The 14211-nt window shown below is 73.5% G+C and carries 8 protein-coding genes; 4 read left to right on the plus strand and 4 right to left on the minus strand.

All coding sequences use genetic code 11. The annotated features are described in order from the left end of the window. Positions 1 to 60: 60 nt before the first annotated feature. Positions 61 to 2775, minus strand: a complete 2715-nt coding sequence (locus ACIQJT_RS29440; protein WP_402648875.1) for a DUF5682 family protein — start codon at positions 2773 to 2775, stop codon at positions 61 to 63. 548 nt (positions 2776 to 3323) lie between these two features. Continuing rightward, positions 3324 to 4454 carry an AAA family ATPase gene (locus ACIQJT_RS29445; protein ID WP_402648605.1) on the minus strand — a complete coding sequence of 377 codons (1131 nt, stop codon included), beginning with the start codon at positions 4452 to 4454 and terminating at the stop codon, positions 3324 to 3326. Between the two features lie 157 nt (positions 4455 to 4611). On the opposite strand from ACIQJT_RS29445, the gene ACIQJT_RS29450 reads away from it, so the two are divergent. Together ACIQJT_RS29450 and ACIQJT_RS29455 are read left to right on the plus strand one after the other, a co-directional pair. Then, the gene (locus ACIQJT_RS29450; RefSeq protein WP_402648608.1) at positions 4612 to 5967 is read left to right on the plus strand and encodes an SWIM zinc finger family protein; all 1356 of its coding nucleotides are present in this window, start codon (positions 4612 to 4614) and stop codon (positions 5965 to 5967) included. A 98-nt stretch (positions 5968 to 6065) separates the two neighbouring features. Next, the gene (locus ACIQJT_RS29455) at positions 6066 to 7670 is read left to right on the plus strand and encodes a DUF5691 domain-containing protein (RefSeq protein WP_402648611.1); all 1605 of its coding nucleotides are present in this window, start codon (positions 6066 to 6068) and stop codon (positions 7668 to 7670) included. A gap of 282 nt (positions 7671 to 7952) precedes the next feature. On the opposite strand, the gene ACIQJT_RS29460 is transcribed toward ACIQJT_RS29455, so the two are convergent. Next, positions 7953 to 8369, minus strand: a complete 417-nt coding sequence (locus ACIQJT_RS29460; RefSeq protein WP_037718998.1) for a cobalamin B12-binding domain-containing protein — start codon at positions 8367 to 8369, stop codon at positions 7953 to 7955. A 562-nt stretch (positions 8370 to 8931) separates the two neighbouring features. On the opposite strand from ACIQJT_RS29460, the gene ACIQJT_RS29465 reads away from it, so the two are divergent. Then, a complete protein-coding gene (locus ACIQJT_RS29465) occupies positions 8932 to 9801 on the plus strand; it encodes a lipase family alpha/beta hydrolase (protein ID WP_402648614.1) in 870 nt (289 codons plus the stop codon). 303 nt (positions 9802 to 10104) lie between these two features. Further along, entirely contained in the window at positions 10105 to 11664 is a 1560-nt protein-coding gene (locus tag ACIQJT_RS29470; RefSeq protein WP_402648878.1) for a M23 family metallopeptidase, read from the plus strand. A 30-nt stretch (positions 11665 to 11694) separates the two neighbouring features. Here the strand turns inward: ACIQJT_RS29470 and pcrA are convergent, their stop codons facing one another. After that, positions 11695 to 14178, minus strand: coding sequence for a DNA helicase PcrA (pcrA, locus tag ACIQJT_RS29475; protein ID WP_402648617.1), 2484 nt, complete (start codon positions 14176 to 14178; stop codon positions 11695 to 11697). Positions 14179 to 14211 lie beyond the last annotated feature (33 nt).

Here is a 14211-nt window from a genome sequence, read left to right on the forward strand (position 1 = left end):
CCCCGTCAGCGGCGGACATCCTGTCGGCCCTGTCCCGCGGCGCCCGCGCTACCTCGATCGTCATCTCGCCACCTCCGCAAGGTCGTTGTCGTCCGCGTACATCAAGTCGTCGCCATGGCCGCCGTGGTCGCCGTGGCCGTCATGGTCGCCGTGGCCGTCGTGCTCGGCATGGCCGCCCCGGCCGGAGCCCTGCTCGTCTCCTCGGTCGTCGTCCAGGCCGAGCAGCAGCCGCACCACGGGCAGCACGGCGTCGGCCCGGTCCCGGTCGAGGTCCGCTCCGAAACCCGGTGTCCCGGAACCGGCGCCCGCCGCGCTCCCCCGCTGTCCCGGGCCCCGCCGGACGAGTTCGCCCAGGGTCCTGCGCACTCCCGGCTCGTACGCCGAGAACGTGCGCCGCAGCAGCGGCAGCACATCGGTGAACGCCTCCGCCGACACCCCGGTCAGCCAGGCGTCCACGAGACCGAGCAGCCGCTCGTCGTGCACCAGGAGCATCCCGCCGCCGGACCCGCCCCCCACGAACCCCTCGATCCACGCGGCCGCGTCCGCCGGTTCCGTCCCCGGCGACAGCACGAGCCCCATCAGCCGTGCGGCCTCGTCCTGCGCCAGCTCGCCGTCGTCCAGGAGCAGTCGCACCGCCCGTCCCCGGATGACGCCGGGCACGGACTCCCGCAGGGACAGCACCTTGAGCACGGCCTGCCAGCGCCCGCGCAGGCCGCGGTGAACAGCAGTCGGCGCGGCGCCGGCACTGTCGTCGTCCTGTGCTGGGCCAGCCACCGGAGACTCGTCCGGGCCGCCCCCGTCCTGCCCGGGGACCACCGTCCCGTCCGCCGGGCCCGCCGCTGCCTCGCTCAGCAGTCCCACCGCTCCGTGGACCGCTTCCACATGCCGCCGCATCTCCTCCGCCGCCTCCGCGTCGAGCGCGGCGCAGGCCGGCGGCAGCCCGACGAAGACGCGCTCGGCGAGGCCCGCGGCGACCTCCGTCAGGGCGCCGGTGTCGGTGCCGCGCACATCGCCGTAGCGCAGGGAACGGACGAGGGCGGGCAGGGCCTGGGCGAGATGGCCCACGTCCGCGTCCAGAGCGGCACGGTCGGCGAGGATCTGCATCACCGTGGGCAGGGCGTCGGGCAGTTCGGCCAGCAGGCAGCGCTCGGCGAGGGCGGTGACGTCGGCGAGGCCGGGCGCGGAGACGGCGTCCGCCTCCGCCTTGGCCGTGGCGGCGGCGAGCACGGTGGTGCCCCACACCCCCGCCTCGGCGACCCGCACCGACAACTCCGGCTCCCACCGCAGTCGCCACGTCTCCCGGAACGTACCGGTGCTCCCGCGCGAGGCCACCGGCTCACCCCACGGCACGCCCAGGAGTCGCAGCCGGTGCAGCAGCCTGCTGCGCCCGGCGTCGTTCTCCTTGCGCAGGTCCAGCTCCAGCTCCTTCTCCAGCGCCTCCGGTTTGAGCCGCAGCCGCCGCTGGATCCGGTCGAGGTCCCGCTGCAAGGGCACCGCGGGCGCCGCCTGCGGCACCTCGCCCAGGACGTCCCCGACCACCAGCCGGTCGTGCACCAGCGCCAACGGCACGTCCGAGCCCTCGCACATCACCGCACGCACCGCGTCGGTCGTCTCGCTCAGCCCCGGCAGGGGGCGCCCGCGCATCGCCGCGAGCGTCTCGGCCAGCCGCACCGCCTCGATGACGTGCGCCGAGGACACGATCCGGTCCTCGTCGCGCAGCAGCCCCGCCACCTTGGTCAGCCACCGCTCGACGGGCCGGTCCGGCGCGGCGAACAGGTGCCCGTACCAGCCGGGCGAGTCGATCCCGGCGCCGTAGCCGCTGTGCCGCGAGAGCCTGCGGTGCGTCCACGGCACCCAGGTCATGTCGGCCTTGACCTTGGGGAGCCCCTTCAGCAGGGCCTTGTCGGCGGCGACCGTGCTCTTCCGCCGCAGCGCGGGCACGTGCCAGGCCCCGCACACCACGGCCACGTCGTCCCCGAACTCCCGCTGCGCCGCCCGCACCTGGAGCCGCATGTACGCCTCGCGCACCAGGTCCCGGTCGTGTCCGCCGGTCCCGTACGTCTCCCGCAGCACCCCCATCGCCTCTTCCAGCACGGTGAACGGCTCGAACACGTCGCCCTGCCCCGCTCCCCGGTGCTCGACGACGTCCTCCCACCACCGCTCGGGGTCGTCGTATCCGGCGGCCTCGGCCAGCACCCCGAGGGGATCGACACGGACGGCCTCGTGAACGGCGGGTTCCTGGACGGCGGGTTCGTCCGCGGATCCGGCACCCCCACCGGCGGGAGACGTCCCCGCGTTCTCCTCGGCGGTGTTCTCGTCGGCGGTGTTCTCGTCGGCCGGAGCGGCACGCTCGCCGGACGGGTCGGTGCCCTGTGCGTCCGGGGCCCCGGACCCGCTCACCCCCGGCCCCCCGTCGGCGGCTTCGCCCGGCAGGCCGGTCGACCCTTCACCCGCCTCGTCCCTCCCCCACGCCAACGTGTGCGTGGCCGGCAGGTCGATGAAACGGGCCGGGACCTCGTGCTCCAGCGCCCAGCGGATGGCCACCCACTCCGGGGAGAACTCGGCCAGCGGCCAGAACGCCGAACGGCCGGGCTCGTCCACGGCATGGGCGAGCAGCGCCACCGGCGGTCGCATGTCCTCCTCGGCCGCCAGCGGGATCAACGCGTCGGCCTCCGGCGGCCCCTCGATCAGCACGACCCGGGGCCTGGCCGCGTCCAACGCCGCCCGCACGGCCCGCGCCGACCCCGGCCCGTGATGCCGCACCCCGAGCAGCAGCGGCCCGGACCCGGCCTTCCGGCTGCCCTGAACGCCGGCCTCGCCCGCACCGCCGTCACCGCGACGAACGCCGGCGCCGTCCCGCCCAGAGCCGCTCCCGCTCTCCTGTACGCCCACGTCGGTCGAACCCCCGCCCCGCGACGCCACGCCCCCCGACATCTCGCCCCCAGCCATGCCCCCGCCCCCGGCCCCCGCGGGACCGCTCGCCGCTCCGCCCTCGACCTCACCCACGCCCGTCACGCCGTACCCGTCCACGCCGTACCCCTCCCCGCCGAACCGCCCCCCGTCGAGGCCACTTGGAGTCGTCCTCGCCGCCCCGTCCGGTCCCGCTGCCGCCGCTCCGCTCGACACCCTTCACGACCGTCCCCCTTGTCTCCACCGTCTCCACGCCCGTCGAACACGCTCCCCGCCGGGACCCACCGCGGGTGTCCCGGCCCGACACCCCGTACGCCCACGGACGACCGTCCGCCGCCGTCAGCCCCGCGCCCACTGCTCTCCCCGGCACCCGCCCCGGTTCCCTGCCGTCCGCCCGGCCCCCGGGCCGGTGCTCACCCACTCACCTCGCGGCACGCCCGGTAGAAGTCCTTCCAGCCGTCCCGCTCCCGGACGACCGCCTCCAGGTACTCCTGCCAGATGACCCGGTCGGCCGCCGGATCGCGGACGACGGCGCCGAGGATGCCCGCGGCGACGTCCCCGGCCCGCAGGACGCCGTCGCCGAAGTGGGCGGCGAGGGCGAGCCCGTTGGTGACGACGGAGATCGCCTCGGCCGTCGACAGCGTGCCGCTGGGCGACTTGAGCTTCGTACGGCCGTCGGACGTCACCCCGTCGCGCAGTTCGCGGAAGACCGTCACCACACGGCGGATCTCCGAGATGCCGTCGGGCGCGGCCGGCAGGTCGAGGGAGCGGCCGATCTGGTCCACCCGGCGCGAGACGATGTCGACCTCGGCCTGGACGCTCTCCGGCAGCGGCAGCACGACCGTGTTGAAACGGCGGCGAAGCGCACTGGAGAGGTCGTTGACCCCGCGGTCGCGGTCGTTGGCCGTGGCGATGAGGTTGAAGCCGCGGACCGCCTGCACCTCCGAGCCCAGCTCCGGTATCGGCAGCGTCTTCTCGGACAGGATCGTGATCAGCGTGTCCTGCACGTCGGCCGGGATACGGGTCAGCTCCTCCACCCGCGCCGTCATCCCCTCCGCCATGGCCCGCATCACCGGGCTGGGCACGAGGGCGTCACGGCTGGGACCGTTGGCGAGCAGTTGCGCGTAGTTCCAGCCGTACCGGATCGCCTCCTCCGGCGTGCCCGCCGTGCCCTGCACGAGCAGCGTGGAGTCACCGCTGACGGCGGCGGCGAGGTGCTCGGACACCCACGTCTTGGCGGTGCCTGGCACGCCCAGCAGGAGGAGGGCGCGGTCGGTGGCGAGGGTGGTGACGGCGACCTCGACGAGGCGCCGCGGGCCCACGTACTTCGGGGTGATCACCGTGCCGTCCGGCAGGGTGCCGCCGAGGAGGTAGGTCGCCACCGCCCACGGCGACAGCTTCCAGCGAGCCGGGCGCGGACGGTCGTCGTGCGCGGCCAGCGCGGCGAGTTCGCCTGCGAACGCCTCCTCGGCATGCGGGCGCAACGCCTCGGCCGGTTCTCCCCGCTTCGCTTCCACGGTCGTCGGTTCCACGGACACAGTCATGGCTGAGGCCCCCTCCAGCTCGGCCGGTTCGGATCTGTCACCAACCGTGCACCACGCCACTGACAATGCGATCCGACCTGCGGAAACATGGTCGCGGTGCCCGGAGCGGCGGTCGGCTCGGGGCCGATTGTCAGTGGGGGGATCTACCTTCGAGGACATGACTCAGCAGGGGGTGCGCTGGACGGCGGATCAGGTGCTGGCACTGGCTCCTGACGCCGCCTCACGCAAAGCGGGAAGCAAACTCGGCGCGGCCGGGCCGTGGTCCGAGGCGGGGAGTTCCGAGGAGGGGGCGGTGTGGGGGCTGTGCAAGGGCAGTGGCAGCAAGCCGTACCAGACGGTCATCGACATCGCGGACGCCGCGGGTCCGGCGTACAGGTGCAGCTGCCCGAGCCGCAAGTTCCCGTGCAAGCACGCCCTCGGGCTGCTGCTGCTCTGGGCGGGCGGGGAGGGCGCGGTGCCTCCGGGCCAGGCGCCGGACTGGGCGGAGCAGTGGATGGAGGGGAGAAGGCAGCGGGCGCAGGAGAAGCAGGCGACGGGGGCGGCCGGTCCCGCCGCCGGCTCCGGTGATCCGGAGGCGGCGCGGCGCAGGGCGGAGCGCCGGGCGGCGCGGATCACCGCGGGGGCGATGGAGCTGGAGCAGCGTCTGGCGGATCTGCTGCGCGGCGGCCTCGCGGGCGCGGAACAGGCGGGATACGGCATGTGGGAGGAGACGGCCGCCCGCATGGTCGACGCGCAGGCGCCGGGACTCGCCGGGCGGGTGCGGGAGTTGGGGTCGATCCCGTCGTCCGGTCCGGGCTGGCCGGTGCGGCTGCTGGAGGAGTGTGCCCTCGTCCACCTCCTCGACCAGGGCTGGCTGCGCCGTGAGCGGCTGCCGGACGGCCTCGCCTCGACGGTCCGGTCCCGGATCGGCCTGCCCGCCTCGGCGGACGGCCCGGCGGTACGGGACCGTTGGCTGGTGCTCGCGCAGTACGACACCTCGGACTCCCGGCTGACGACCCGCCGGATCTGGCTGCACGGCACGGACTCGGGCCGCACGGCCCTGCTCCTCTCCTACGGCGCCGCGGGCCGCGCGCCCGAACTGGCGCTGCCGGTGGGCCTGGAGCTGGAGGCGGAGGTGTCCGCCTATCCCGGCACCGGTCAGTCGAGGGCGGCGCTGGGCGAGCGGTTCGCACCGCCCGCGCCCTCGGCGGCGCGTCCGCCGGGGGTGACGACCGAGCAGGCGGCCGCCCGGTACGGCGAGGCGCTGCGGGACGACCCGTGGCTCGACTCCGTCCCCGTGACCCTGGACCGGGTGATACCGGCCCCGGACGGCGACTCCTGGCAACTGGCCGACGCCGAGGGCGACTCGGCCCTGCCGCTCACCGCTTCCGCCCGCTCGCGCCCGGGCCTGTGGCGCCTGGTCGCGCTCTCGGGCGGGGCCCCGGTGAAGGTCTTCGGGGAGTGCGGCCACCGCGGCTTCACCCCGCTGACGGCCTGGCCGGAGGGCGCGGGCGAGGCGGTGCCGCTGTGCTGAACGGAACCGCGCGCCACGCCGGACAGTCGGCCCCGAACCGCGCCGGCGCCACCGTCACCGAGCCGAACCGAGCACCCGACCGGACGGAAAGGAACCGCATGGACAGGACCTCCGCCCCGGACGCCTGGGAGGAGCTCGTCACCTCGGCGCTGCTCGGCACCGCGCGCCGCACGCCGCCCGGTGTCCCGGCCGGTCCCGAGGCACCGGTGGCGTTGCTGGACGCGGCGGCCGTGGAGACCGTACGACGGCGGGCCGGGCTCAGGCCCGCGCGCGCGGCACAGCGGCCGGAACCGGCACCGGAGGACCCGCGCCCCGCGCTGCCCGCGGCGGCGGTCCGCCGGCTCGCGATGCTGCTCGCCGACCGGCCGGGCACGGGCGGAGGCGGACGCAGGGGCACGGCACCGGATCTGATGGAGCTGCTCCCCCAGTGGCTCGCGGCGGCGAACGCCCGCGGTTACGCGGCACCCCCGCAGCTCCTGCCCGCGCTGCTGGACGCGGCCCGGGGACGTACGGACCTGCGGCCGGCGGCGCTGGCGTTCGCGGGGGCGCGGGCCACCTGGCTCGCCCGGCTGAATCCGGACTGGCGGTTCGCGCTGCGGGCGACACCCGGCGGCGGAGCGGCACTGCCATCGCCGCAGGACACCGCGGGCATCCAACTGCTGTGGGAGGAGGGCCTGTTCGCCGAGCGAGTGGCACTCCTCGCGGCCATCCGTGCGCGGGAGCCCGCCGCCGCCCGCGAGCTGCTCGCGACCACCTGGGCGACCGAGCGGGCCGAGGACCGGCTGATGTTCCTCGACTCGCTGCGGACGGGGCTGGGCCCGGACGACGAGCCGTTCCTGGAGCAGGCGCTGGCCGACCGCAGCCGCAACGTACGGGCCACCGCCGCGGAGTTGCTGTCCGCGCTGCCGGGGTCGGCGCTGGCGGCGCGGATGGCGGTCAGGGCCGGGGCGTGCGTGGCGGTCGACCACACCCGGGACAGGCCGACGATCGTCGTCGAGGCGCCGCACGAGTGCGACCCGGGCATGGAGCGCGACGGTGTCGTGGCGAAGGCACCCCCGGGGCGGGGCGAACGGTCGTGGTGGTTCGGACAGTTGGTGGAGGCCGCGCCGTTGAGCGGCTGGCCGGGGCGGCTGGGCGGGCGGACACCCGAGGAGATAGTGGCGCTGCCGGTGGCGGACGACTGGCGCAACGAACTGCACGCGGCGTGGTGCCGGGCCGCCGTACGGCAGCGGGACGCCGGGTGGGCGCGGGCACTGCTCGGGACGCCCGCGGCTCCGGAGGCCGGCGGTCCGGGAGCGGTGTCGCTGGCGGAGCGGGCCAAGCTGCTGGGCACCCTGGACTCCGCCGAGCGGGCCGAGTGGGTCGCCGGGTTCATCGCGACGCACGGGTTGTCGGAGGCGTTCCAGCTCCTGGGCGTGTGCAGGGTGCCGTGGTCCGCGCAGCTCGGGCGGGCGGTGGTCGACGCGCTCAACATCGCTCGGGACGCCGGGAGCTATCCGTGGAGCTTCAGCGGGGTGATGGGGCTGGCGGAGAGGTGTCTCGATCCGGCCGAGGCGGGGCGCCTGGAGGGGCTGACGGCGGTGCCGGACGAGGGCGAGGACGCGAGTCCGGGGGCAGGGGGCTACTGGGCGGAGGCGTTCCAGCGGCTGGTGACGACCTTGCGGCTACGGGCGGCGATGGCGGCGGAGCTGGAGGACGTCTGAGGACGGCAGGGCGGGTAGCCGCGTGCCGTGCGGTGGGCGGTCGGTGCGGGCCCGCCGCCCCGGCCGGAGCCCGTCCACCGGGCACGGGAACCGTACGACCGGCCTCCCCTGGCCCGTACGCCCGGCCTCCCCTGGCCCGTCCCACGGCCCACCGCAGGGCCCTCCACCAGGGACCAGGGCCCCGAAGGCGGCTCAGAGCACGGAGGCAGACCGAGAACCGAAGCCTGGCCCAGAATCCAACACAGGCCGAGGTCCCGGAGCCCTGGCCGAGATCCCCAAGGTCTACGCCCCCGCCGGCTGCCGTACGTTCTCCCGGACCCAGTCGACGATCGACTGGGTCGTCGCCCCCGGCGTGAAGATCTCCGCCACGCCCTTCTCCTTCAGCGGCGGGATGTCCGCCTCCGGGATGATCCCGCCGCCGAACACCAGGATGTCCTCGGCGTCCCGCTCCCTGAGCAGGTCGATCACCGCGGCGAACAGCGTGTTGTGGGCGCCGGAGAGGATGGAGAGACCGATCGCGTCGGCGTCCTCCTGGATCGCCGTGTCGACGATCTGCTCGGGCGTCTGGTGGAGGCCGGTGTAGATGACCTCCATGCCGGCGTCGCGCAGCGCCCTCGCGATCACCTTGGCTCCGCGATCATGACCGTCCAGCCCCGGCTTGGCCACCACCACGCGGATCGGACCGGCTGTCACACCCATCACTGCCTCCATGAAGCGACTGCGTGCATTCCTACCGACTAGTACCGCACAGACCGGGAATGTGAACGAACGTTATCGCCACCATCTCGCACGATGCAGTTTCCAGGCGACCTCGAGGGGGAAAACACATGGTGGGACACGTTAGGGAGCCGCAACGAGGTCGCCGCACCGCCGCGCAGCAGTCCGCGCGCCGTGGAGGCGCGGCGAGCCGGCGACGGCACGAAGGGCACGCAGGACAGGTAAGGCACGACAGCGAGCAGCCTCGTCGCCACACCGACAGGTCGGCTCGTCCCGTCACCGGCGCACCAGCAGCACAGCGAGCACCATCGGCACCACCGATACGACCGGAGACCGCACCGGCACCGTCGGCGTCGCCCGCACCACCGGTTCCACCGGCCCGACCGGGCCGTCCGGCACCTCGGGAACCGCGCGCCGACCGCCGTACCCGTCCCCCGCGACCCCCTCGCGCCACGTCGGCGTCGGAGACGACCTTCGCCGTGACTCCCCATGAGCGCACACGGGGGACGGAGCTGTCCTCCCGTGTGCCGACAGGAGGTCGGCCATGAAGGTCACCAAGGCGGCGCTGCCCCTTCTCCCGCTCTGCGAGCGCCTGCTTCCCGGCAGGCTGGCGGGACTCTCCATGGCCCTGCTCAAGGCGACCGCGCTCGAGCTCGCGATCCTCGCGGGACACCTCCTCCTGTACCCGTCCGGCATCGCCCAGGAGCGCCGCTCCCCCGTGCCCCCGCTCCCCGCGTCCGAGGACGGCGCCGCGCAGTTGCCGACGGAGGCCAAGCCCCCGGTCGTGCTGCTGCACGGGTTCATCGACAACCGCTCGGTGTTCGTGCTCCTGCGCCGCAGCCTCGCCCAGCACGGCAGGCAACAGATCGAGTCGCTCAACTACTCCCCGCTGACCTGTGACATCCGGGCCGCGGCGGAGTTGCTCGGCCGGCACATAGAGGGCATCTGCGAGCGCACGGGCAGTGAGCGGGTCGACGTCGTCGGGCACAGCCTCGGCGGCCTGATCGCGCGGTACTACGTGCAGTGTCTCGGCGGCGACGCCCGGGTCCGCACCCTGGTGACGCTCGGCACCCCGCACTCGGGCACCCGGGTGGTGCCGCTGGCGAACGCGCACCCGATCGTGCGCCAGATGCGCCCCGGCTCGGAGTTGCTCGAGGAGCTCGCTCGGCCGGCCCCGGGCTGCCGCACGCACTTCGTCAGCTTCTGGAGCGACCTCGACCACCTGATGGACCCGCTGGAGACCGCCTGCATCGAGCACGAGGACCTGATGGCGGAGAACGTCCGGGTGACCGGGATCGGACATCTCGCCCTGCCCGTCCACCCCGCCGTGGCGACCGGCATACGGCAGGTGCTCGACACCGCGCGGGCCGGGGAGGAGACGGCCGGACGCGCGGGCGGACTGACCGTGGCGTAACGGTCGTACCGGTCACCGGACACGGGCCGCGGACAGCTCGTCGGCACAGACCGCCGACAGCTTTCCGCGGGCCTCCGGAGCCCGGACCGGACCCGACCGTCATCGAACAAGCTTCGAACACAGGGCCAAGGTCCCGCCCGCAGTCCCCCGAAACACGGCCGAATGCCCGTTTCCTGCGCGCCCGAAACCAGTTGAAGATTGTCGCGCCCGCGTACCGCCGGGTACAGTCGCCGCACTGCTCTGGCAGCCCCTGTTGTCGAGGCGAAAGAGAAGTTGGTGAACGACCGTCACCCGTCGGGGACCATGACCACCCCGGCTCCGGCCTCCGACGCCGACTCGTCGCACTACGCGTCGTACGGCACGCAGGAGGCCCAGTACGGCGACTTCACCACGTACGGCGGCTATGACGCCACCGGTTTCTGCACCGCGGGTACCCCGGACGCCGGTGCACACACCACCGGCACCTTCGAGACCGACCCGCTCTTCGGCGACATGCCGGGCGACGCGACCGGTTCGTACGACGCCTCGACGTGGACCACGGGCGGTCACCAGACCCTGAACTACGACATGTACGCGGCCCAGCACCACGCCGCCTACGACACCGGCGCGTACGACACCACGCAGTGGGGCGCCGACCACCAGCAGCTCGCCGCGATCCCGCCGCAGGGTGGCAGCGTCGACCACTCCGGGCAGTGGGACGCGAGTTCCTGGCACCAGCCGGACCAGTCCGCGGCCCCGGCCGACCAGACCCAGCAGTGGGAATGGGGCACGCAGACCTTCGACACCGGGGCGTACGACGCCACGCAGTGGAACTCCGACGGCACGGCGGCCGGTCCGCAGCAGACGGCCGCGTACGAACAGGCCGGCCACGACGAGCCCCACAGCTACGAGGACAGCCACTACGAGGAGAGCCACGCGTACGGCGAGGCGAATCCTTACGGCGAGGCCTACGCCGAACACACCTCGCACGACGGCGAGTCGCACGACGGCGCGGACACCGCCACCACCGCCACCGGTGAGCTGCCCGCCGTCCACGACGCCGATGTCCCGCTCCTGGACGACCAGGAGGAGCCGCCCCGGGCCTCGGCACCCGCCCCCGGCTCCCGGGTCGCCGCCCGCAACGCCAACCGCTCCCGCCGCCGGATGCCCGCCAAGCGCTCCGCGCTGCTGACGATCGCCGTGCCCTCGGCGTGCGTCATGGGTGTCGCCGGGATCGCCGCCGCCTCGGTCGGCACACTCACCGGAGACGACCAGGAGACCTCGACGACGCTCGCGGACGCCAGCGCCGTCAAGCCGTCCGTCGCGAACAACGAGCTGGACACCCAGCTCGAGAGCCTCCGGGCCGGTGCCGACGACTTCGCCGACCGGGCCAGCCGTACGCAGGAACGCATCGACCTCAAGGCCCAGCAGGTGGCCGAGAAGAGGAAGGCGGCGGAGGAGGCGGCCCGCAAGGAGCGGCTGCGCCCGAAGTTCGCGCTTCCGGTCGCGCAGCGCGGACTCAGCGCCTACTACGGCCAGTCCGGCGTCAACTGGATGTCCGTCCACACCGGCATCGACTTCCCGGTGTCGTACGGCACCACGGTGATGGCCGTGACCGACGGCACCGTGCGGACGCAGTGGAACAGCGCCTACGGCAACATGATGGTCGTGACCGCGAAGGACGGCACGGAGACGTGGTACTGCCACCTCTCCACCTACCGCGTCGCCTCCGGTACGACGGTGAAGGCCGGCGACCCGATCGCCTACTCCGGCAACTCCGGCAACTCGACCGGTCCCCACCTGCACTTCGAGGTGCACCCGGCGGGCGGTTCGGCGATAGACCCCCTGCCGTGGCTGCGCAGCCACGGGCTGGACCCGACGTAACCCCTCGGGCCCGGCCCCGCCCGCCCGGAGCTACAGCTTCTCCACCGGCGCGTACCGCAGCAGCAGCCGCTTCGGCTTCGCCTCCCCGAAGTCGATCGTCGCCTCGGCGTTCGCCCCCGTGCCCTTCACCCCGACCACCGTGCCCAGACCGAACTGGTCGTGGGTGACACGGTCGCCGACGGCCAGGGACACCACCGGCTTCTCCGAGGTCCTGCGCGTCGCGAAACCGGACGCGCCCGAGGCCGAGGACCGCGAACGGGACGACGACAGCGAGGCGGCGACCGCCGAGACCGGTCCCGCTGGAGCGGCGGACGCCCCCGTGCGCTTCCAGTCGACGTGCTGCGCCGGGATCTCCTCCAGGAAGCGGGAGGGCGGGTTGTACGACGGCTGCCCCCACGCGCTGCGCAGCGCGGACCGGGTCAGGTAGAGCCGCTCACGCGCGCGCGTGATGCCGACGTACGCCAGGCGCCGCTCCTCCTCCAGTTCCTTGGTCTGGCCGAGGGCGCGCATGTGCGGGAAGACGCCGTCCTCCATGCCGGTGAGGAAGACGACCGGGAACTCCAGGCCCTTGGCGGTGTGCAGGGTCATCAGGGTGATGACGCCGGAGCCGTCCTCGTCCTCGTCGGGGATCTGGTCGGAGTCGGCGACGAGCGCGACCCGCTCCAGGAAGTCGGAGAGCGAACCGGTCTCCTCGCCCTCCCCGGACTCCTGCTCGAACTCCAGGGCCACGGCGGCGAGTTCTTGGAGGTTCTCGATGCGGGTCTCGTCCTGGGGGTCGGTGGAGGCCTGCAACTCGGCGAGGTAGCCGGTGCGTTCGAGGACCGCCTCCAGGACGGTTGCCGGGCCCGCGCCGGACTCGACGATCGTACGCAGCTCCTCCATCAGCACGTTGAACCGCTTGACGGCGTTGGTGGAGCGCGCGGCCATGCCGTACGCCTCGTCGACGCGCTTGAGCGCCTGCGGGAAGCTGATCCTCTCGCGCTGGGACAGGGCGTCGATCATCGCCTCGGCGCGGTCGCCGATGCCCCGCTTGGGGACGTTCAGGATGCGCCGCAGGGGTACGGAGTCCTCGGGGTTGGCGAGGACGCGCAGGTAGGCCAGGACGTCCCGGACCTCCTTGCGCTCGTAGAAGCGGACGCCGCCGACGACCTTGTAGGGCAGGCCGACGCGGATGAAGACCTCTTCGAAGACACGGGACTGCGCGTTGGTGCGGTAGAAGACGGCGACGTCGCCGGCCTTCGCCTCGCCCGCGTCGGTGAGGCGGTCTATCTCGTCGGCGACGAACTGCGCCTCGTCGTGCTCGGTGTCTGCGACATAGCCGGTGATGCGCGCGCCCGCGCCCGCGTTGGTCCACAGGTTCTTGGGGCGGCGGGACTCGTTGCGCTCGATGACGGCGTTGGCGGCGGTGAGGATCGTCTGGGTGGAGCGGTAGTTCTGCTCCAGCAGGATCGTCGTCGCGTCCGGGTAGTCCTCCTCGAACTGGAGGATGTTGCGGATGGTCGCACCGCGGAAGGCGTAGATCGACTGGTCGGCGTCACCGACGACACACAGCTCGGCGGGCGGCAGGTCCTGCTCGCTCGGCGGTACGTCCACCGGGTGCTCGGAGGTCCCGACCAGCTCTCTGACCAGGGCGTACTGTGCGTGGTTGGTGTCCTGGTACTCGTCGACGAGGACGTGCCGGAAGCGGCGGCGGTAGTGCTCGGCGACGTCGGGGAACGCCCGGAGCAGGTTGACCGTCGTCATGATCAGGTCGTCGAAGTCGAGGGCGTTGGCCTCGCGGAGCCGCGACTGGTACATGGCGTAGGCCTGCGCGAGGGTCTTCTCGAAGCCGTCCGTGGCCTGGGCGGCGAAGTCCTCCTCGTCGATCAGCTCGTTCTTCAGGTTGCTGATCTTGGCGCTGAAGGACTTCGGCGGGTACCGCTTGGGGTCGAGGTCCAGGTCGCGGCAGACCAGGGCCATGAGCCGCTTGGAGTCGGCGGCGTCGTAGATCGAGAACGACGAGGTGAACCCGAGCTTCTTCGACTCCTTGCGCAGGATCCGCACGCAGGCGCTGTGGAAGGTCATGACCCACATCGCGTTCGCGCGCGGGCCGACGAGCTGCTCGACGCGCTCCTTCATCTCGCCCGCGGCCTTGTTGGTGAAGGTGATCGCGAGGATCTGGCCGGGGTGGACATGGCGCTCGCCGAGGAGGTGGGCGATGCGGTGGGTGAGCACCCGGGTCTTGCCGGAGCCGGCGCCGGCCACGATGAGCAGGGGGCTGCCGGAGTGCACGACGGCCGCGCGCTGGTTCTCGTTCAGCCCCTCCAGGAGGGCGGCCGGGTCCACCACGGGGCGCGGGGCGCCGTCGCGGTAGTAGGCGTCCCGGTCCGGGGGCACGTCGAACTTCCCGCCGAACAGGTCGTGCGGGACCTGCTCCGGCACGTGCTCGTCCTCGGGCGGCGGCGGGGGTTCCTCCGCGTGCCCGCGAGGGGCCTGGAGGTCCGCCAGGAAGCTGTCGTCAAAGAGGCTGCTCATCGCTCTCCGAGTCTAGGGTGCCCCACTGACAGA

Source organism: Streptomyces sp. NPDC091972 (genome assembly GCF_044756385.1).
GTDB lineage: Bacteria > Actinomycetota > Actinomycetes > Streptomycetales > Streptomycetaceae > Streptomyces.